The 22,364-nt window shown below is 43.7% G+C and carries 16 protein-coding genes; 2 read left to right on the forward strand and 14 right to left on the reverse strand.

What is annotated here, in order from left to right; all coding sequences use genetic code 11:
• Window positions 1-6: 6 nt before the first annotated feature.
• The 5 genes from IGI72_RS14645 to IGI72_RS14665 form a co-directional block, all read right to left on the reverse strand.
• Window positions 7-1,473 (reverse strand): alpha-L-fucosidase, encoded by a 1,467-nt coding sequence (locus tag IGI72_RS14645; RefSeq protein ID WP_005228463.1) that lies wholly within the window; start codon window positions 1,471-1,473, stop codon window positions 7-9.
• Window positions 1,470-2,126 (reverse strand): SGNH/GDSL hydrolase family protein, encoded by a 657-nt coding sequence (locus IGI72_RS14650; protein ID WP_428211703.1) that lies wholly within the window; start codon window positions 2,124-2,126, stop codon window positions 1,470-1,472. Before IGI72_RS14650 ends, IGI72_RS14645 begins: the two co-directional genes overlap by 4 nt.
• 142 nt (window positions 2,127-2,268) lie before the next feature.
• A complete protein-coding gene (locus IGI72_RS14655; RefSeq protein ID WP_438754674.1) occupies window positions 2,269-4,017 on the reverse strand; it encodes an ABC transporter substrate-binding protein in 1,749 nt (582 codons plus the stop codon).
• A gap of 21 nt (window positions 4,018-4,038) precedes the next feature.
• Window positions 4,039-4,971 carry a carbohydrate ABC transporter permease gene (locus IGI72_RS14660; RefSeq protein WP_005234069.1) on the reverse strand — a complete coding sequence of 311 codons (933 nt, stop codon included), beginning with the start codon at window positions 4,969-4,971 and terminating at the stop codon, window positions 4,039-4,041.
• Window positions 4,972-4,986: 15 nt separating this feature from the next.
• Window positions 4,987-5,928, reverse strand: coding sequence for an ABC transporter permease (locus tag IGI72_RS14665; RefSeq protein WP_005228459.1), 942 nt, complete (start codon window positions 5,926-5,928; stop codon window positions 4,987-4,989).
• A 235-nt stretch (window positions 5,929-6,163) separates the two neighbouring features.
• Between IGI72_RS14665 and IGI72_RS14670 the strand changes: the two genes are divergently transcribed.
• Window positions 6,164-6,769 carry a YesL family protein gene (locus IGI72_RS14670; protein WP_438754675.1) on the forward strand — a complete coding sequence of 202 codons (606 nt, stop codon included), beginning with the start codon at window positions 6,164-6,166 and terminating at the stop codon, window positions 6,767-6,769.
• Complete coding sequence (locus IGI72_RS14675) at window positions 6,766-8,562, forward strand: sensor histidine kinase (protein WP_438754676.1); 1,797 nt, start codon at window positions 6,766-6,768, stop codon at window positions 8,560-8,562. Before IGI72_RS14670 ends, IGI72_RS14675 begins: the two co-directional genes overlap by 4 nt.
• A gap of 58 nt (window positions 8,563-8,620) precedes the next feature.
• Here the strand turns inward: IGI72_RS14675 and IGI72_RS14680 are convergent, their stop codons facing one another.
• The 9 genes from IGI72_RS14680 to xylA all read right to left on the reverse strand — a co-directional run bounded on the left by IGI72_RS14680 (window position 8,621) and on the right by xylA (window position 22,347).
• Complete coding sequence (locus tag IGI72_RS14680) at window positions 8,621-10,084, reverse strand: family 43 glycosylhydrolase (RefSeq protein WP_438754677.1); 1,464 nt, start codon at window positions 10,082-10,084, stop codon at window positions 8,621-8,623.
• Complete coding sequence (yicI, locus tag IGI72_RS14685) at window positions 10,085-12,355, reverse strand: alpha-xylosidase (protein ID WP_438754678.1); 2,271 nt, start codon at window positions 12,353-12,355, stop codon at window positions 10,085-10,087. It abuts the gene before it with no gap.
• Window positions 12,352-13,251, reverse strand: a complete 900-nt coding sequence (locus tag IGI72_RS14690; protein WP_438754679.1) for an ROK family protein — start codon at window positions 13,249-13,251, stop codon at window positions 12,352-12,354. The genes yicI and IGI72_RS14690 overlap by 4 nt, the downstream gene beginning before the upstream one ends.
• Before the next feature lie 144 nt (window positions 13,252-13,395).
• Window positions 13,396-14,823 carry a 6-phospho-beta-glucosidase gene (locus tag IGI72_RS14695; protein WP_438754680.1) on the reverse strand — a complete coding sequence of 476 codons (1,428 nt, stop codon included), beginning with the start codon at window positions 14,821-14,823 and terminating at the stop codon, window positions 13,396-13,398.
• Between the two features lie 10 nt (window positions 14,824-14,833).
• A complete protein-coding gene (locus IGI72_RS14700; RefSeq protein WP_438754681.1) occupies window positions 14,834-16,684 on the reverse strand; it encodes a beta-glucoside-specific PTS transporter subunit IIABC in 1,851 nt (616 codons plus the stop codon).
• Between the two features lie 111 nt (window positions 16,685-16,795).
• On the reverse strand, window positions 16,796-17,626 hold the full coding sequence (gene licT, locus IGI72_RS14705; protein WP_010749938.1) for a BglG family transcription antiterminator LicT: 831 nt from the start codon (window positions 17,624-17,626) through the stop codon (window positions 16,796-16,798).
• 362 nt (window positions 17,627-17,988) lie between these two features.
• A complete protein-coding gene (locus IGI72_RS14710; RefSeq protein ID WP_074535429.1) occupies window positions 17,989-19,395 on the reverse strand; it encodes a response regulator in 1,407 nt (468 codons plus the stop codon).
• Between the two features lie 36 nt (window positions 19,396-19,431).
• Window positions 19,432-20,898 (reverse strand): glycoside hydrolase family 1 protein, encoded by a 1,467-nt coding sequence (locus IGI72_RS14715; RefSeq protein WP_074535428.1) that lies wholly within the window; start codon window positions 20,896-20,898, stop codon window positions 19,432-19,434.
• Window positions 20,899-21,039: 141 nt separating this feature from the next.
• Entirely contained in the window at window positions 21,040-22,347 is a 1,308-nt protein-coding gene (xylA, locus tag IGI72_RS14720; protein WP_005228447.1) for a xylose isomerase, read from the reverse strand.
• Window positions 22,348-22,364: the final 17 nt, after the last annotated feature.

Raw genomic sequence — 22,364 nt, forward strand, 5'->3', positions numbered from 1 at the left:
TGCGCCTCATTTCATTGTAATTTTATAGACAATTGGTTGGTCGGTTTCAATTGGTTCAAAAGTTAGTTGCAAGCCTTCATCGGTCACTTGCCAATCAACAGGCTGTTCTTCGTATCCTAGAATCGTGACGGTTTTGATGATGCCGTGAAATTCTGGCAAATTTTGGTCTTTGGATTGTGCCAGTGCTTGGATCCTTGCGTGGCCATTCTCAGGACTTGCCATGCCAATCGCATACAACGAATCCCCCTGAACCGTAAAGCGGAAATCCTGGCTCGTGTATGTCGTCGCCTGTGCTTCTTGAAATTGGCCCGAAACTACGGTCGTGGGCCCTTCCCCTGCTTTGCGCCATGGTTTCGCTTCATAAATGGCTTCACCATTTACATCCAGCCACGCACCGATTTCTTTTAAGATCGCTTGATCTTTTTCTGGGATCGAACCATCCCCTTTCGGCCCGATATTCAAAAGGAGATTGCCGTTTTTACTGACGACTTCGATCAAATCCTGTAAAATCTCACGTGTTGTTTTATAATCCAATGTCGTGGTATAGCACCATGAATTACGAGCGATTGCTGTGTCTGTTTGCCAGTAAAAAGGTTGTGGTTCGGCAAATTTCCCCCGTTCAATCTCCACGATACCGCTACCAAACATCATGGCATCATGCTTGTAGCAAATACCAACTTGTTTGCCCCATTCAGCCCCACGATTGTAATAGTAAGCAGCGAAAAGTTGCAAATGCTCCTTGAAGGCTTCATGTTGGATCCACCAATCAAAATACAGCAGCTCTGGTTGATAGTTGTCGACGAGTTCACAGGTTCTAAGCAGCCAATCATCTAAAAATTCTTTTGACGGGTATGGCTCGCTAAAGAGACTTTCATGGTCTGGCTCTGGCATCGCTGGCCAGTAAAAGTCGCCTTTTGCCAACGGCTCCTTGATATCACTGTCAAAATCCTTACCGTGTCCCATAAAAAACCAATGTTCGGCACGATGAGATGAGGTACAAAAATGCAGGCCTTGCTCCTCTGCTGCTTCTTTTAGTTCCCCAAGAATATCTTTTTTCGGCCCCATAACTGACGCATTCCATTCAGACAGTTCGCTTTTATACATCTGAAACCCGTCGTGATGTTCTGCAACGGGAAAAAGATAATTGGCACCGGCTTGTTTGATCAAGCGAATCCATTCATTTGCATCAAATTTATCTGCGGTAAACATCGGAATAAAGTCTTTGTAGCCAAAGTTTTTTTGTGGACCATAGGTTTCAATATGGTGATCATATTCTGGATGGCCTTTGATGTACATATTTCTTGAATACCATTCATTGTGAAAGGCTGGAACACTGTACAGTCCCCAATGAATGAAGACCCCAAATTTTGCTTTGCGGAACCATTCCGGTAGAACAAAAGCGCCCAATGACTGCCAATTTGGAAAAAAGGGGCCTTGATGTGCGACTTGCTGGATCGTTTCTACTGTGATCATTGTTTTTCCTCCAAAATACCGACTGTTTCCAGCCATGTTTTTGCAATCAACACATGTCCGGCAGTCGAGGGGTGCACGCGATCACTGCTTAAGACATAGGATGATTGATAAAGCAAAAAATCATCAAACTTTTCCTGCGTATCCCCTAAAAGGATACCATACTCTTGCGCTACTTTGGCAAGCACTTGTTGGTAATTGGCAAGCATCTTTCTTAATGGATCTTCTTTGTTGGCTTCAACCATAAACGGGCTCAAAAGAATCATCCCCTTGACATTTGACAAGGTCTGCTCGATCAAATCACGCAGCTCTGATTCAAATCTCTCGATCCCCACTAGTTCCGTTTGAGCAAAGGTTCCATCAAAATGCCGCCACACATCATTCACACCGATCATGATCGTTACCCAATCTGGATGAAATGCCAACACATCATCCTTCCAGCGCTTCTTCAAATCGACAACCGTATCCCCACTGACACCCCGGTTGACGATCATTAATTCCATTTGCGGGAGTAATGCTGTGGTATAGGCGTTGATCAGATGAACATAGCCGTCCCCCCATGAAGACCAACCTGCGGGTATCGCTTGATAATTTCGATTGCTATCTGTGATCGAATCCCCCATAAAAAGCAAACGATCTTTTTTATCCACTATCATTGTTTTCCTCCTTAAAGAAAGAAGACTGATCCGCTGGTGCTGGATCAATCTTCTTAAGTGATTGCTTATCCAAAGGCTGTATACTCACTTTTGCCAAGGAACCGTTGGCAAATCACTCGAGCGATTCTTTGTTTGTTTTTGATTAGTCCCCAAATTCTTTCGCTACTTCTATCCGTTTTTCGTTTTGATTTTTTGCATTGTTCATGTCAAATTCCAAAACGGTTTGATAGCCAAGACCATCTGCTGTTTCTTGCATTTCTTTTAGCAATTGATCAAATTCTGCTTCATCTTTGGCAAAAACCATTCGCCAAGAGTACTCGATGATCGTCGCTTTGGCTTGGTTACGCAACGTAGAGATCTCTGAACTATCTTCTGGCGCTACATAGCTGGCACCAGGGGCAACTAACAATTGGTCGTTCTCCTCTAAATAGCCAATGGTGGATTCTGCACCACCCATATTTTTTGACCAATCTTCTTTTACAGGATCAGTTGTTTCATTTTGGTAGCTTTCCCACATCGTATAAGCATAAGGGAAGCCTGTATCAGGATTGATATCGATCGGTAATACCGTATTGACGTTGAGTGCAGATACGCCATCTTTGTAACTTCCGCCACCGTATTCTTCTGGCACATCCCCATCACCATCTAGCAATGCTTGTTTTCCGAACTCAGTTAAGACAGGCTCGCCGTCTTTCATTTCCCAAGTCAACCCTTCTGGACCACTACTGCCGCTTGTTTGAGAAGAATTTGCTAACACACCTTCTGATGAGTAGAGCCAGTCAATGAAGGCTGCGATTCGCTCTGGGTCTTCGGCATTAGAACCGATCCCGATAAATTGTTTGCCACCGTATACTTCCGCACCATAAGAGAAGATTTTTTGATCTTGGATCGGTGCCAACATAAAGCCTTTTCCTTCAGTCAAGTTCGTGGTCGTATTAAATGCCGCTTGACCTAACCAAGGCCACCATGAGAATAACACTTGTCCTTCTTGGAATTTTGCAAAAAGTGTATCGTAATTTTGCGTCGTTGATTCTGGGTCAACTAAGCCCATTTGATTGGCTTCGAAGTAAAACTTAAGTGCGCGAATATATTCAGAGTCACTATCGAGAATGCTTTGATAATCAGATCCATCGGCTTTTGCCAAGACAAATCCTGATTCATCGTACCCATAGTAGGTGACCAGCTGTTTGCCTGCATTCATCATGTTGCCGTCCCAATCGCTGAATAGAGAAAACCCATACACTTTTTTGCCAGAATCTGTTGTTGGATTGTCTTCTTGCATTTTTTGAATCACAGGAAGCAGGTCTTCCAATGTCCCTATTTCTGGGTATCCTTGCTCCCCATAAAGATCCCAACGCACGTAAGCACCAAATGTAGGGTCTAATCCTTCTGAAGGATCGGTGGCTTTTAAGGTAGAAACAGAAGTTGGAAAGCCATACAGCCCATCGGCATCTTTGTTTAGATTTTGAACAGCCGCATCGAAGCGCTGAACGTTTTCCATAGTTTCATAATACTCGCTCGCATCGGTCAACAAACCTGCTTCAACCAATTCGTTGTATTGTTGGCCATTATCAACAATGATCAAATCACCCAAATCGCCTGCTGCCGTTCTCGTTTGATAAAGGGTATCACCGTTTCCAGCAACGTTTGGTGCGATGATGTTCAATTCCATATTGAATTTATCCCGCACGATTTTGGCAAACCAACCTTCTTGCATCCCCATATAGTTGGCTAGCCCATTATAGACATCGATCGTGATCGTTTCATCGTAGCCACTTTCGCTGGAAGCAGCGTCTGTGTCAGATTCAGCCGCTCCTCCACAGCCGGCTAAACTACCTAGCAATGTCATGCCTAACAAACCTGTTGCTACATATTTGGACATTTTTTTCATTTTCTTCCCTCTTTCTTTTTATTAGCCTTTCACCGCACCCAACATAATTCCTTTAACAAAATACTTCTGGAATAGCGGATAAATGAACATGATTGGTAAAACAACAATGACTGAAACGGTCATGCGGATCGACGTCGGCGTCTGCGTTGTTGCTGCTGAAGCGATGCTGGAAAGTGATCCCGAGGTATTTTTGACCATTTGTGCCAACGAATTGGCTTGATTGATATACGTATAAAGAAGGTATTGCAAGGAGTAGAGACTTTGATCCGTAATGTAAATCAGTGTATCCTGGAAGGAATTCCATTGACCCACTGCCGAGAAAATCGCTACTGTTGCTAAAATCGGTGTACAGTTGGGTAAAATTACCCGAAAGAATACTTGAATGATGCCAGCTCCATCCATTTCAGCTGCTTCTTGCAATGATTTGGGGATCGACTCAATATAGGTTTTCACCAAGATGATATTAAAGGGCTGAACGACAGCCGGCAAAATATAGACCCAAAAGTTATTCGTTAAACCTAATGTCTTCATCGTGATGAATAATGGAATCAACCCTGCATTGAAATACATTGTAATCACGACAAAGCGATACCAAAATTTTCGTTTCCACATTTTTTCTTGGGTAAACATGAAGCCTAAAAACGCTGAAGCTAAGACAGTCGCGGCGGTACCAATCACCGTTCTAGCCACCGAAACTGTTGCGGCTAGAGGCAATCCTTTTAGCTGTAACACTTGACTATAGTTTTCAAAATGGATCTCTTGTGGAAAAAAGCGAATTTGGCCTAACGCACTCAACTCATTATTACTGATTGAATTAATGATCAAGTAATAAAAGGGATACGCGCAAATCAACGTAATCAAAAAGAAAAAGGTATAATTGAGGATACTAAACGTCAGGTTTTCACGTTTGGGTACTTTTTTCGCCTTTTTCTTTTCACTAATCGATAGTTCCATAGATATCCTCCTCTCCTAAATAATGGAAGTCCCCCGAATTTTTTTCGAAGCAATATTGACGATGGCTAACAAGGCAACAGAAATGACACTTTTTAGCATACTGATCGCGGTCGCTAGCGATAGACTATTTCCGCCCATCCCTAAATTGTAGACATACAAATCGAGGACTTGGATCGTATTTCGATTGAATGCATTTTGGAAGACAAAGTACTGATCCATTCCGTTGTTCAGCAAGTTGGCGATAGACAGCATCAACATCACAAGGAACGTCGGCATCAAGGCAGGTAGTGTGATATGACGCATCAGGTGGAAACGATTCGCCCCATCGATTCGTGCCGATTCATACAATTCGGGGTCAATTCCTGAAATGCCTGCAAGATACATGATGGCACCCCAGCCCAAGCCTTTCCAAATATTCCAAAGACACATCATCAGCCACGTATGATTGCCGCTATCCAAAAATTTGACTGGATCGGTAACGAAGCCCCATTCTTGCAGCAACGTGTTTACCAGCCCTGTTGAAGAAAACAAGCTAAAGGCAATCGTATACACCAAAACCCAACTGATAAAATTCGGCAGCGTGGTCAGCGTTTGGACCAAATTTTTAAACCATTTGCACTTGATTTCGTTCAGTAAAATGGCGAAGCCTACTGGTAGGATCGAAGTGGCGATCCCTAAAAAACTCATGGCAAAGGTGTTTTTCATTACTTGTACGATCTGATCCACTTGTGTTGGACTAGAGACAAGAAGTCGAAACCATTTGAAGCCTACGAACTCGCTGCGCGCTAAACCTAATGCTGGTTTGTAATCATAAAGTGAATAAATCCATCCGTGCAAAGGAAAATAAGAGAACAAAAACACGAGAATCAGAAAGGGAACGATACATAAAAACAAAATCTTCCCTTCTCGTGTCACCCGCTTATTTTTTCTTGGGACACTGCTTAGTTTACTTTCCATTTTCCTCCCCCTTTTTTTGTAACCGCTTTTACATTTTTAATACTAGCACCTGAATGCTTATTTGCCACCTGTGAAAAATAGAGGTCAATCCGTACATTTTAGACTTCATTTTTCTTTTATTTATAAAAAACGTTGATCTATCAATGTTTTCGCTAGAAACCGCTCGAATGGTAAGGCTTTCAAAATTTGTTTTTTGCGAGTACTATAGGAATATATCAATTTTGGAGGGATAAAAATGAAGTACAATCCTGATGGTCAACTGTACAAAATAACCACCGTTTTTTCACAATTTACATTGTTAAATTTACTATATATCATTAGCTGTTTGCCAATTATTACGATTGGTGCTGCGACAGCTGCCCTTTATGAAGTGACGATTCGTTATGCGGATGAGGAGCGTGGTGAATTGATTGTAGGCTATGTGCGAGCGCTACGAGCAAACTTTATGAAAGCCACCGGTAGTTTTCTCCTTCTTGGGCTCCCCATGGTAGCACTACTGTATAGTAGCTTGTTTTGGTTTTCCTCAAAAACCATTCTTGCCAGTATTTTTGCTTTCGCTCTAATTGTTACAGCTATTTATCTGTTTATTGTGTTAGTCTATTGCCTTGCCTTAATTGGACGTTATGAAAACAGCTTTAGGCAAACACTAAAAAATGCGTTTCTGTTACCGATCGCGGACCCTATCCGTTCGTTAGCCCTCGCACTTATTCCTACCGCTGCGTTTTGTTTTGTTGTTTTATTTCCGTTGTTTAAATTTCTCTTGTTGATTTTCGGCTTTTCTTTTGTTATTTATTGTAGTTCGTTCCTGTTGCTTTCTATCTTTCGTAATCAACAAGTATGAAAAGAATCAGTCATCTCTCACTTTTTCGTCGTCTGAGTCAGTTTTCCATTCGGCGACAATTGTTCATTCTTTATCTACCTGTTGTTTTTTTATCCACAGTGACTATAGGTCTCTTATTGGTCTACGATTCAACCAAACAGCTGACAGGCAATTACCAACACTTGGCAGAGTTGAATGCTCAGCGTGTCAAATCTGTTCTTTTTGATACAACAAACACGCTGACAAACACGGCGAGTTCCTTATCAAACGATACCCATCTACGTCAACTTTTAACTGCCAATTACCTTGACGATCAAGAAGCGATTGTGGACATCAATAGCTATGATCAGCTAGATGAGATCAGAAATCTTCAAACCTCGATTGCGAAATTAACCATCTATACGACGAATCAAACCATTCCGAACTATAAATATTATCAACAGGCAGATGACACGATTCAAGCGACCGCCTGGTACCAACGAGCGCTCAAGCAACCCGATGCTTTTTTGATGACGATGCCAGAGGATTACAAAGCAAATCGTTTGAGTCTTTATAAAACGTTGCCTTTGCCTTTATCAAAAGAAACAGCCGTTTTGGAGATCCAAGTCGATTACAATTATCTCAGCAACCGACTTCGTAATTCATCCTATGAATTGGAATTACAGTTAAATGATGATGTCATCTTTTATAGCGACAAAATCAATCAAGTTGGGGAACCGGGACAGCTGACAGCTCTTTCTGAGCCGCAAACGAGTGCTGCCTTTTTAAAAAATGATGGTACCAAGGTGATGCTCACCAAAAGCACCTTACCCATGAGTAACAAAGAAGATATCATCACGATTTATAGTGCGGATACCAATGCCTATCGCAATCTACGCACTAATCTGATCCGGTGGAGCACGATCGTTTTGGTGATTTTGATCACTACTTTCATCATCGTCTTTCTCTTTGCTCGATTCTTTACCAAACGAATCTCTCAACTGCAGCAGGCGGTCTACTTTGCCTCGATCGAGGATTATGATTTCTTTCAAAATATCAGCGGTGAAGACGAGATTTCACAGATCTCTCTTGATTTCCACAAGATCATTCAACGAATCAAGAAAAAAGAAGAAGAGATCTACCGTTCACGTTTGGCACAGCAAGAGCTGTTGACTCAGCAGCAGCAAATGGAATTTAATATCTTAGCGGGGCAGATCAACCCCCACTTCTTGTTCAATACATTAGAAACGATTCGTATGATGGCGCTGACTTCTGGCAATTCTGACGTCGTTTATGCCATCAAGTTACTGGCAAAATCGATGCGCTATACGCTAGAAGCCCACGGAACCAAGCGAACGAGCTTAGAAGAGTCCTTAGACGCGGTTCACGTGTATGTCAAGATCCAGCGGATGCGCTTTGGCGATCGAGTCAACTTTTCCTATTCAGTCTCCAATGAGATCGACCAAAAAGAAGTCCAAATATTGCCCCTCCTGATTCAACCATTGGTGGAAAATGCCATCTCCCATGGCTTGGAAGGCATCACCTATCCAGGGTTTGTCCGTTTGACGATCACCAAAGACGGCCATGATCTGGTGATCGTGGTACAAGACAACGGCAGCGGGATATCGCCAGAAAAACTCGAACACTTGCAGCAAAAAATCAAGACGCCCTCCACCCATGCCAAAAAGAACATTGGGCTAGCCAACGTCAATCATCGGGTCAAAATGTTTTATGGACCTGAATACGGCTTGACGATCGAGAGTGTGCTGGGCAGCGGCACACAAGTCACCTTGCGGATCCACGATCTAAGCCAAGATTCATCTTCTCCTCACTAAAACAGCAAAGCCCCCCTTCGATTCCTGTTTCAGAAATCGAAGGGGGGCTTTTGATTGATTAGAAATCCCGCACACGAAGGGTTTGTTGGGATGAAGAGGCGCTGACATAGCAGCCGACCATGATCCCAGTAAAGACACCGCCAACTTCAGTAGTCAGATATTTTGTTTCTCCCCTACCTAAAGGTTGTGCTTGTCCTTGCTCATCAACAACAGAAAAACGATAAGTTTCTTTATCTGCGCTCAGCTGCAAGGTGACTGTATCTGCTGCATAAGGCAGTTTCTTTTCCACTTTCCATAGGGAGCCGATTTGTCGGCGGAAAACTAGCTGCTGACTGGACGCCGTTTTTTCCAGGTATCCCTCATAGTGATGGGTGGCATTTAAGAAGACCGTCAATCCCGCTTGTCCATCCGTTAGTTGCCGACAATCAAAGGTTGCTTGAAATTGTTGATCAAAGGCGGTTTGCCGTTGGAACACAGCCGCAAGTTTGCCTTGATCAGACAGACCCGTCTGATTAGGATGCAGCAAGAAGCCATGCGGCTCTTCTTCAATCAACGTCGGGTCCCATTCGAATAAAGTCACGTAATCAGGCTTGCTGCTCTTCTTTTGTGTTTCCTTTGGTGCCGCCATTGTGTCTACCTGAATGCTTTCTGGTAAATGACCTTCTTCGCCAAACACCGGCCATGGGTTTGACCAGTCTACTGGCAGTAGGCATGTTTCCCGCCCTAACAAATGCCTCAAAGGATAGCTGATGGGGCGTACTGCTAGACAGACTGCCCACCAGTTGCCTTTAGTATCTTGCACGAGATCCGCATGCCCTGCGGCTTGCAGCGGCAGATTCGTACTGCGATTGGTCATCACTGGATTGTTGGGGCATGCTTCATAGGGTCCCGTCAAGGAACGGCTGCGGGCCATGGTCAGCATATGCCCATAGGACGTTCCGCCTTCGGAGATCAACAGGTAGTAATAACCGTCTTTTTTATACAAGTGGGGGCCTTCTGGATCAGCCGCTCCGCTGCCCGTCCAAATATTTTGCCGCGGGCCTAGTTCTCCAGAAGCCAAATCGATCGTCCGCAGATAGATCTCCTTATGGGTGCCTAAGTAATAGGTCTGTCCATCGTCATCTGCGAAAATTGTTGGGTCGATCCCAGGGGTGTCCAGCCAAATCGGGTCAGACCATTCACCAGCGATGTCATCCGTCCAAATCAGAAAATTGCCTTCTCCTCCTTCGTTTGCGCCAACATTGGTGCAAACGAGGTAAAAGCGGTCCTTGATGAAACGCAAGGTTGGGGCATACAGACCAAAAGCATTGGGGTTTTTCGTCGGTAGCTGCAACTGCTCAGGTCGCGAAAGTCCATGGCCAATCAGCTGCCAGTCTGCCAAGTTTTTACTGTGATAGATTGGTAATCCAGGAAAATATTCAAAGGTACTCGTCACCAGATAAAAGTCTTCACCGACACGGCAAATACTGGGATCTGGATGAAATCCAGGTAAAATTGGATTCGTGATGGTTCGCATGGGCATCTAGAACTCCTTTATCGTGGTTTGGTCAGCCGTCACCTCATGGCTCGTTTTTCCAGCAGTCGTGTGTATCTGCAAGGATGCTTGCTGGATGCCAGTCAGCTTGACGATCAGTTCTTGATCGACTCTTTCGACAGCCACCTCGCCAATCCACTCACCGTGGTGATCATAGATAGCGGCAGCGGTCTTGTCTTGCGGATCAAAAAGATGGATCGTTGGCTGTTGGGCATAGTCATAGACTGCTTTGGTTTGTTCATGGCCTTCGATAATGACTTGATTTGGTCGGACTAACAGTGGCAAGTGGAAATAGTCATAGGTTTCTTGGTACCAGCGTCCGCCCTCGTATGCTTTGCCAGATAAATAGTCGATCCAATGCCCTTTCGTTTTCGGTACGTAAAAGGAGACTGTTCCTTGATCATTAAAAATGGGCGCCACTAAAATGTGTTCCCCCAGCATGTATTGGCGATCCAAATGATGGGTCATCTCGTCTTCAGGAAACTCTAAGACCATTGCCCGCATCATCGGAATCCCCGTTTGAGCGGTTAGCACCGATTGGGCTTGCAAGTAAGGCATCAAGGACAGTTTTAACTTGGTAAAGGCTTTAGCTACCGCCACGGCTTCGTCGTCATAGACCCATGGCACTTTGTATTCCCAGCTGCCATGGTAACGGCTATGGGAAGACAGCAGACCAAATTGTGTCCAGCGCTTGTAGAGGTCTGGAGTTGAGCCAGCTTCAAACCCTGAGATATCGTGGCTCCAATACCCAAAGCCGCCTAACCCAAAGGACAGACCTGCCCGCAGCGACTCTGCCATCGATGGATAATCTGAGGTACTGTCGCCGCCCCAGTGTACAGGCAAGCGTTGTGAACCAACCGAAGCTGCCCGCGCAAAAACGATGGCTTCTTCTACTCCCTTGACTTCTTTCAGCAAGTCAAAGACGACCTTATTGTATAGATAGGCGTAATAATTGTGCATTTTTTCTGGATCAGAGCCATCATAGTACACTGCATCGGTGGGAATCCGTTCACCAAAATCCGTTTTGAAGCAATCCACCCCCATGTCTAATAAGGCACGCAGCTTGCTGTTGTACCAAGCGATCGCTTCAGGGTTGGTGAAGTCGACGACCGCCAAACCAGCTTGCCATTTGTCCCATTGCCAGACATCTCCATTGGCGCGTTTCAAAAAGTAGCCATTGGCCATCCCTTCATCAAACAAGGGTGATTTTTGCCCAATGTAAGGATTGATCCAGACACAGATTTTCAATCCTTTGGCTTTCAAGCGCTGCAGCATTTTTTCAGGTTCTGGGAAAGTTCGTTCATCCCATGTGAAGTTGCACCACTCGTATTCTTTCATCCATAAGCAGTCAAAATGAAAGACCTCAAGAGGGATATCACGTTCTGCCATACCGTCTACAAAAGACGTCACGGTTTGTTCATCATAATCCGTCAAGAACGAGGTACTTAGCCACAAACCAAAGGACCACGCAGGCGGCAACGACGGTTTCCCCGTCAAATCAGTGTAGCGCTGAATCACTTGTTTTAACTCATCGCCGGCAATCACAAAGTACTGCAGCGATTGTCCTGGATTGCTGAATTGAACACGCGAAACTTTTTCACTCCCCACTTCGAATTGCACCCGATCTGGTGAATTGACAAAGACGCCATACCCTTTATTACTTACATAAAAAGGAATATTTTTATAAGCTTGCTCTGTACCAGTGCCCCCGTCGGCATTCCAGATATCAACACTCTGGCCGTTCTTCACGAAATTTGTAAAGCGTTCCCCTAAACCATAGATCGTTTCTCCCACATCCAGGGTCAACTGTTCGCTGATATGGGTATTTGCTTGCGGATCGATCACTAAGGCTTTGCTGCGAGGCTTGCTTTGGGTAATCAGCTGTTCTTTGTAATAAAACGAAGCTGTCACATTTTCCTCTTTGGTGATTACGACTTGCAAGTCTCCCGAGCGAAAAACATAGGATTGCTCGTCTTCTGAAATATCAGGAGTGATCGCTTCTGTCATCAATTCAAAATCGGGGGCTTTGGCTTGGACCCCTTTATAGTTATAGAGGGTGATCCCAATGATATTGCTTCTAGGGGTAGTGACTTCCATCGTTAACAATCCGCCATCCAGCGTTGCCCCTTTATGTCCGACATAGCTATAAGGCAGATATAAAACCAATTTGTTTTCTTCTTTACGGGCATCGTAGACATGCACCGCAAATTTCACATCAAATCCTTCACGAAATAACCAACCGCCATCTGAAAATTTCATTTTTTTCCTCCTTGTTGGATCAATGTCAACGCCCCTAACAGACCAGAATCATTATAGTAACGACAAGTCTCGATCGGCACTTGGAAATCTGGCCAATGGGGGTTCTCATTGATTGCTTGTTTGATTATAGCTAATAGATCAGGGTGTTGGCTGATGCCGCCGCCGATCAGTATTTTTTCGGGATTCATCGTGACAGCTAGGTTGTAAATCGCAAGTGCGACATAACGTGCCCACTGTTTCAGGATCTCCTGCGTTTCAGGATCACTCGACCACTGCTGCATGATGGTTTCACCTAAAATCTCCTCTGATTCAGGAATCGCTTTTGCCCGCCGATAGGCAGCAATCAGTCCTCTCGTTGAAGCTAGATCATGGAGGGTCGCAAAAGAAGATGCTTGAAAATCAGTGATCATCATTCCGAATTCTCCTGCCCGAAACCCATGTCCGTGAATCAACTGGCGCTGATGAACGAGCGCGCCACCAATACCGGTGCCTAATGTGATCATGACAAAATCTTGTACGTCAGCAGCATTGCCGGTAGAAAGTTCTGCTAAAGCAGCACATTTCGCATCATTTTCGATCCAGATCGGATAGGACTTGGTTAAACGCTGCTGCAGCTCTTGTACGACAGCACAGCCGTGTAAAGGAGCCAACGCCCCCGCCATGATCGCTCGGCCATTGACTGAATCAATGAAACCAGGAAAACTCAGCCCGATCCCTTCGATGACATGCACTTGCTCGACTTCTTTTATTTTGGCAGCTAAGGCAGCAAAAAATTCATCCCGCGTATTACTCGGGGTTTTGATTTTGCCTCGGTCCAGCCATTGATTCTTCTCGGTAAAAACCCCGAATTTGATATAGGTCCCCCCTACATCAAAGCACAGGCGTACATCTGTCATTTCTCCTCCTCCGTTCGAAAAGCGCTTACAATTTCATTTAAATTATATAAAAGAAAAAAAAGAAAGCCTACTTCTTAGAATAGACTTTCTTACTATAAAAATTAGCTTTTTTCTGTCTCCGATAGGCAATAGGATACTTCTTTTTTATTTCAGCATTGCTCCATTTGAAGCAATGACTTCCTTATACCAATCAAAAGAATCTTTCTTGATTCGATCAAGCGAACCATTCCCTTCATTGTCACGGTCTACATAGATGAACCCATATCTTTTTCGCATTTCACCTGTAGTAAATGAGATGAGATCAATACAGCCCCATGCTGTATACCCAATCACATCAATGCCGTCTTCCTCGATGGCAAGCATCATTTGTTTGATGTGTTCAGCTAAATAGTCAATCCGTTCGGGATCATGAATGCCGGTTTCTGTCATTTGGTCATTAAAACCAAAGCCATTTTCCACAATAAAAATCGGCAGTTCATAACGGTCCTGCAAGAGATTCAGCATATAGCGCAATCCCATGTGGTCAATCGTCCAGCCCCATTCCGTCATCGTTGCATAAGGATTCGTTGTTAGCACACTGCTGCCCAACAAAGGATCATGTAGATAGTTTGCATCTGAGCGGGTAGATACTGTATTGCTTAAATAATAAGTAATACCGATATAATCAACGGTGCCGTTTGCCAAATCATCAAGATCGGCTTCTGTCACATCGATCGTGTACCCTTTTTTCTGCCATTCATTGAGAATTCTTTTTGGGTAGTGTCCACGGACATGTACATCTGTGAAATAGAGTTGATTATTATCTTCTTGTTGTGCTAACAATTGATCACGAGGATCAGAAGTCAGGGGGTAATTAGGCGTGGCAGCTAAACAGCAGCCCATTTGAAACTCAGGATTGATTTTTTTCGCAGCTGTGACGACACGAGCTGAAGCAACAAACTGATAGTGAGCAGCTTGGTACATGCCTGCTAGTTTCTCCTCATCCTCGTCAAAGATCACACCAGAATTGGTAAAACTGTAAATTGGATTATCGATGATCCGCTGATTGTTGATCTCGTTAAATGTTAGCCAATACCGCACTTTTTCTTTGTAGCGTTCCATTACAGTTTGCGCAAAACGTTCAAAAAATCCGATCATCTTTCTGTTGCGCCAAGCCCCATAGGTTTCAACTAAATGATAGGGCATCTCGAAATGAGACAACGTCACAACAGGTTCTATTCCATATTTTTGCATCTCGTCAAAGACCTGATCGTAAAAATACAGCCCTTCTTCGTTCGGTAGTTGTTCATCTCCTAAAGGAAAAATTCGTGTCCATGCGATACTGATTCGCAAAGCTTTGAAACCCATTTCCGCAAAAAGTTTGATATCTTCCGGGTAACGATGGTAAAAATCAATGCCTTCATGATTCGGGTAATATTCCTCAGGCAAGATTGTGTTGGTAATTTTCCGAGGCCGATCTTTCGTTCCTGCTGTCATCACATCGGCAATACTGATCCCTTTCCCGCCTTCTTGCCAAGCACCTTCCACTTGATGAGCGGAGATCGCACCGCCCCATAAAAAGTTTTCTTTCATTTTCAAACTCCTATCCTTCGTTGTTTACGGTAAACAGAATCCCTTCTACTTCAATTGTTCCGGCCGTTGTTTCGTACTCGATTACTGTATCTGGTCCACAATTTGTAACGATCACGGGTGTCGATAATTGATAGCCTTTATCCAGAATCGCCTGCCGGTCAAAGGTCAACAAACGATCTCCTCGTGCAATTGTCGCACCATTTTCGACGTTAACATCAAAAAACTCACCATTTAGATTCACGGTATTCAATCCGACGTGGATCAATAATTCAACCCCTTGATCAGATTTAATACCAATCGCATGCTTAGAAGGGAAAACAGCAACAACAGTACCTGCAAAAGGTGCCCGAATGATTCCTTCATCGGGGATGACCGCAATTCCTTGTCCAGCGATTCCGCTGGCGAACACATCGTCTTCCACTTCTGCTAAAGGCATCACTTGTCCTTTTACCGGTGAATAAATCGGAGTTGCTGCATTGGTTAAGATACTTTCTACCTCTGATTCAGGCTCTGCTTCAAATTCTGTTAGTTCACTTTCCTTCACGCCGAAGAAATAAGCCAGTAAAGCTCCTGACAACAATGAAACGGTGATTCCGATCAGATAACCCACCAAAGGACTGTAAACAGGCAAGGAAAAAATATTATGGAAAACATACGCATTCATCGTCACACCAAAAGCGCCTAACACTGCTCCGCCTAAACCACCGGAAATAGCTACGATCGGCAAAAGTCTTTTGTAACGAAGAATAATCCCATAGACGATGGGCTCTGTCACGCCGGCAAAGAAGCCAGTCAAGGCAACTGGGCCTGCCAAAGCCCGCATTTTCGAATGTTTTTTCGCTCGTAAGAAGAAGCCAACTGCAATCCCGATTTGAGCAAAAACAGCGGCCAATGCCATTCCTTCAATAGGGTCTCCACCTAATCTTGTCAGATTATCTAACGTTACAGGTGTAAAGCCCCAGTGCAAACCAAACATAACCATGAAGGTCATCCCGCCGCCTAAAACGATGCCTGAAAGGATCCGGCTTTTTTCAAATAACCACATTACACTTCCTGATAAAAGATCCCCGAAAAAGGTGCCGAATGGACCAAAAAGGATAACGGTCAATGGAATCATGATCATCAAACTAAGCATTGGTACGGCAAACAATTGAATGTCTTTATAAATAATCTTTTTCAAAAATTTATCTACAAATTGATAAATAAAAATAGCCGCAAAAATCGGAAATAGGGTTGTGGCATAGTCCACGGCTTGAACTGGTATCCCTAAGAAATTTGTATTTTCCACGCCAATCAACCCAGTAAACTGAGGTTCCAACAATGCTGCACCAATCACGCCGCCAACATACATGTTGGCACCTAATCTTTTCGACAACGTGATCCCTAAGAAAATCGGTAAAAAATAAAATATTGCATTACTCGCGGCACTCAAAATGACATAAGTAGAAGATTCTGCTGATAACCAATTAAATTGGGTCAAAACCGTCAGCAGTGCTTTTAGCATCCCCGAACCTGCTAGAGCAGGAATTAAAGGAGAAAAAGCACCTGAGATAATTTCGAATACGGCGTTCAAATTAAAACCTGTTTTTTTCGAAGAACCTGTTTCTTGATCTGATAACCCAGCCATAGCTGAAATCGTCGCATAGTAATCTGATACATTGCTGCCGATTACGACTTGATATTGTCCTCCACTTTGTACAACGGACATCACATAGGGCAGTTTTTGAAGTTCCCCTTTATTGGCCTTGGCGTCATCCTTCAAGCCAAAACGCAATCTCGTTGCACAATGAACCAAGCTGTCGATATTTTTTTCACCACCGATCATGCGAATGATCGCGGCACTTTCGTTTTCAAATTTCATAGTTATTCTCCTTTTGCGTATAATAAAAAGCGTGATCTAGAAGACACCTCAAACAAAAGACTCGTTTGAGTGCTCACTCTAGGTCACGCCTGCTTTACCAGTAACGATCCGTTAAGATGCCAATCGATTTAAATGTAAGGTTAAATACAACACTTCATCTTCAGTGATTTCCCACTGATACCTATTTTCCAGAAATTGCTTGATTTTCATAGCACACTCATAATCCAACGGATATTTCAGTTGAATCACATCTAATAAACTAGACGCTGGTTGAGCTGGTAGCTCATTGCTCATCTGTCGTTTAACAAAGTAGCGAATGTGAGTGATGAATCGGGAAAAATAAATAGAGTCTTGTCTGAATTCTTTGCCATAATGATAATTGATGATCGTCAAAATATCTTTCATGACTTTGGAAATCAGCATTGTTTCTTCCATTCCGTTGTTATCGCCTAAAAAATTCACGAAATGCAGCGTAATAAAAGCAGCCTCATCTTGCGGAATATTCAGATGTGTTCGCTTTTGCATCAGCTCAACCGCTTGAAGACCAATTTCATATTCTTTCGGGTACACCTGCTTTAATTCCCATTCTAGGGGTGTTTGAATTTTCATCCCTTCTCTTGCTCTCGTCAGAGCAAAACCGATATGGTCTGCAAGTGCCACTAGCAGTGCAGGATTGCTTTCGCATTGAAACGCTTCCTCAAACAATTTTAAAATATCGCTGGCCAGTTGCAGATCACGATATTCAATCCGTTTAAGCAGCTGTTCCAAATCTGCAATGCTTTTTTGGTCGTTAATGATGAATCGCTTTTCTATTTTCTTTTGATCGACAGTGTCGCCTGGCTTCAAACCAAAGCCGATGCCACTCCCCATCACAACTTCTTCTTGGTGATTGTCGTTCAGGACTAATGAAGCATTATTATTAAATACTTTGACGATTTCCATGGTCAACACCTCCTAAAATAAAACAAAAAAATAACGTCACCAACTAGCTATGATCTTTTTCCAAAACAAACGAATGGAGAAAATCTCATACCTGTGGTCACGCCTGCATTATCAGTAACGATCCGATGCACTTACTATACTTCAAAATGAAAACGACGTCAATAGCTTTTTTAAAGCATTTTCTTGTATGAGCTTCTGACGAGATTATTCAAAAAAATGGCGACAAAAAAAGACGTGTTGTCTCTTGCTGCCGCCATGCGAACCTGTAATGCCGCTTTTTCTTTTCACAAATTTCTCTTTTCATTGCCTATGCGATGGACTGTTTTCCTGAAAAATAGCTGCTCATGTATCAGCGAATTTTCTTATGTTTTCCGAAACTCATTCGGTGAAACCTGATGGTATTGTTTGAACTTTTTGTAGAAATAATCAACATTGCTGTAGCCCACCAATTCAGCAACTTCGTAGACCATTAGATTGGAATGACGCAAGATTTCCACCGCTTTTTCCATTCGAACTTCATCCAAGAACGCCAAATAATTTTTCCCAGTTTCTTTGCGAAACTTCTTGCCTAGATAGGCACTATTGTAATTGAAACGTTCCCCGATTTTTTTCAAGGTCAAATCTTCTTGATAATGCTTTTTCGTGTATTGGATCAATTCTGCAATGATATCGATTTGGTTCAAACTGCTGGCGACTGTTGCTTGCAAGTCTGCTAGTTTTGCGGTGATCACCTCTTGCAGCATTGGAAACGTCTGGGCGAGAAAAATCTGCTGATGCACTTCGTCTGTCGACCATTCGATCGCTAAGGCTACTTTTTCACTGATTTGATGCTGCAGCCATTCGATGTCACCATTGATTTGCCATTTAATCTCTTCTTCCAATGCCAATGAATGATAAAAGGTTTGATAATAGCGGGATAACGGCTGTTCTAACGGATCGTTTGCCAAAATCGCCTTGACTAATTCTTCACGCAAATCACTTCGTTCTTCTGCTTCTTGCGTCGTATCCAAAACATGGTGAGAAATGACTTGATTGGGAAATAAGAAAATCAATTTACTTAATGTCTGGATATCGATCATCAATGGCTTCAAGTTATCTTGCGCCGCAAACCAGCGGGAGATCAAGATTTCTTGGTGAGCCATTTTTTTACGGCACCACGCATCGATCGCCTCGTCGGGAAAGCGCTCCTCGTTTAACAAAACCAAATACCGATGATGTCGATGGATCAAGGTGACGACTTGCGCCACTTGCTCCTGCAATTTCTCAACCAGCTTTTGGGCATCTGCCTCCTCGGAAAGACGCAATAGCTTGATGGCTTGTGCGTCTTTGATTCCCGTTTGATCCCCGCCAAACAATTTCTCCATCAACTGACTCTTCTGATTTTTCTGCTGATCGGTCTTGGCTTTTTGATCGATTTTCGTCAAAATACCGATCAGCTCTTCTTCGTCAACTGGTTTCAGCAAATAGGTCACAGCGCCCAGTTGCAACGCTTGCTTGGCATAGTCAAAATCTGAGTAGCCGGATAAAATAATGGCAAAAAACAAAAGCCCTTCCTCCGATGCTGCTTGCACCATCTCAAGACCATTTTTTCCCGGCATACGGATATCAGCGATCACAACATCTGGCTTCAATTCACGGATCATTGCCAAGCCAGCTTCGCCGTTTTCCGCCGACCCGACGATTTGATACCCCAGACGTTCCCAATCGATGATCAGAGGTAGCCCATTTCGGATCGATGCTTCATCGTCAACGATCAACACTTTACGCATTTTCCAACCTCCATTTTCAGCTACTCCTTCGTTACATCATGTTTCACTTGTCAAACTTGCCCCGTTGGTGCGAATCACCTCTTGATACCAATAAAAACTATCTTTCGGGATGCGCGCCAACTGACGTTCGCTTTGATTGTCGCGATCGACATAAACAAACCCATAGCGTTTTTTGTATCCATTCAACCAACTCAGTAGATCTGTAAAGGACCAAGCACAATAGCCGATCAGCTCAACCCCATCCGTGATGGCCTTTTGCAGTTCCACCAGATGTTCCTGCAAATAGGTGATGCGGTAGGGGTCATGGATCTGTTTGTCTTCTGTCAATTGATCGATAGCGCCTAACCCATTTTCAGTAATAAAAATCGGCAAGTCATAATTGGCTTGGATGCGCCGCAAGGCTACGCGGAAACCAACGGGATCGATCTCCCAGCCCCAATCTGTTTTTTTCAAGTGGGGATTTTCTGCTGTCGCAAACATGGTTTCTTCGGGTGAGAACTCACCAGCTGCCGCTTGCATCAAATACGGATCGACTTTAGAAAATTCTTTCTTTTCAGCTGACTGCTTTTGCAAATTGTTTTGCTGGGCCGTCCCACCGTGATAGTAATTGATTCCTAAGAAATCAGGTTTTGCCTGTTTTAATAGTGCTTGATCTTCTGGAGTGACTTCAGGAGCCAAGCCAACTTTGGCTAATTGCTTGTAGACAAATTTCGGGTATTCGCCTTTGCAATAGACATCTAAAAACCATGCGTTGTTGAAGGCTTCGCCATTTTCTGCTGCCAGCACATCTTCTGGGTCACAGCTAAACGGATACATCGGTCCATAGCCAAAACTTGGACCGATCTTGCCCTGAGGAACCAGCTCATGGAACAAATTGATCGCCTTAGCATTGGCAAGGTTGATGATATGATTGGCTGCATACATCCGTTTTAAGTCCTTCAAGCCCGGCGGATGTGCCGCCCAACGGTACCCAAGAGAAGTGAAGACATTTTGTTCATTCATGGTGACCCAATAGGTGACTTTCTTTCCTAGGCGTTCAAAAAGGATCCGGCAATACCGTTCAAATGCTTCTGCTGTTTCTCGACCTTCCCACCCTAAGTATTTGTCTTGCAAAGCCTGGGGAAGGTCCCAATGATAAAGCGTCAAAATCGGCTCTACTCCTTGCCGAAGCAATTCGTCCACCAGCTTTTCGTAAAACGCCACACCCGCTTCATTGACCGCGCCTTCGCCATCAGGCAAGATTCGCGACCACGCCACACTAAAGCGATAGGCTTTCAAGCCCATTTGCTTCATCAAGGCAACATCTTCTTTGTATCGATGGTAGTGATCGATCGCCACTTTGCCGTTGGTTTCCTCAAAAGTATTGCCAGGAATTTGGGCATAGGTGTCCCAAATCGACGGACCTTTGCCGTCTTCTGCCCATGCCCCTTCAATTTGATAGGCCGCCGAAGCTGCCCCCCATAAGAAGTTTTCTGGGAAAGGATCTAAGTTTGTGTGAAACATCAAGTTGCCTCCTTCATTTCCTAAACCGAAATAAATCGGTTACATTTTATCGTATCATAATTTGGTTGATTCGTAACAATTGCTAAAAGATATTTTTTAGGTGAAAAAACTGCCGCTCCTCAGAACGACAGTCGTTTCTTATTAAAACAGGTAATCATTCAAACGAGATTTCACATATTCAATGTGGCTGGATTCTAATTCGATTTGATCATGAGCCAATGCGTAATCTGTCAGTGTTTCTAAGCTTTCCTCATCAGCAACGATCTTCGCTCCGATGCCTTCTTGGAAAGAGGCGTACCGTTTTTCCTTCAACTCGTCTAAGAAGCGGTCTTCTTTTAGTTTCGCTGCTGCTTTCAACGCTCGGGCATACGTATCCATACCAGCGATGTGGGCTAACAACAGATCTTCCATTTCAAATGACGAACGGCGGACTTTAGAATCGAAATTGATTCCTCCCGGCGCAATGCCGCCGTTTTCTAAGACTTCGTATAAAGCAAGTGTCGAGTCAAAGACGTTGGTTGGGAATTCATCCGTATCCCACCCTAACAGCATATCTCCTTGGTTGGCATCCAGTGAGCCTAATGCGTTATAGCTACGGGCAACGGCGATTTCATGTTCAAAGGTATGGCCAGCTAATGTTGCATGATTGGCTTCTAGGTTTAATTTGAAATCTCCTTCTAAGCCGTAGTGCTGAATGAAGGCCATCGTTGTCGCTGCATCAAAATCATATTGATGTTTTGATGGTTCTTTTGGTTTCGGCTCTAATAAGAACTGAGGTTTATGACCGATTTTTTCGCCATAAGCGATCGCCATTTTGAATAGACGGGCGATGTTGTCTTGTTCAAATTTCATGTCTGTATTCAACAAGGTTTCATAGCCTTCACGGCCACCCCAGAAGACATAGTTTTCGCCGCCTAATTTTTTCGAGATGTCTAAGCCTTTTTTGACTTGGGCTGCCGCATACGCATAAACTTCCGCATTATTGGTGGAAGCAGCGCCGTTATTGAAACGAGGATGTGAGAACATATTTGCTGTATTCCATAATAGTTTGATTCCCGTTTGTTCCATTTTTTCTTTGATCAAATCGGTGATTTCGTCTAAGTTTTGGAAAAATTCTTCTAACGTTTCTCCTGCAGGTGCCACGTCAACATCATGGAAACAGAAGAACTCTGCCCCTAATTTTTCGCAAATCTCGAAGAAGGCTTCTACTCGATTTTTCGCCGTTTCCATTTCGGTGTCACCGATCCACGTCCGTTTGTTGACAGGTGCGCCGAAAGGATCAGAGCCGTCTTGCGTCATCGTATGCCAATAGGCGATTGCAAAACGTAGATGATCTTTCATTTTCTTGCCTAAAACAACTTCTTCGGCATCATAGTGGCGAAATGCAAACATATTGTCTGTTTTAGGACCTTCGTAGCGGATTTTTTCGATCTCTGGGAAATAAGTCATTGTTGTTGCCTCCATTT

It is taken from the genome of Enterococcus sp. DIV1059_2, from assembly GCF_051713685.1.
GTDB lineage: Bacteria > Bacillota > Bacilli > Lactobacillales > Enterococcaceae > Enterococcus_D > Enterococcus_D casseliflavus.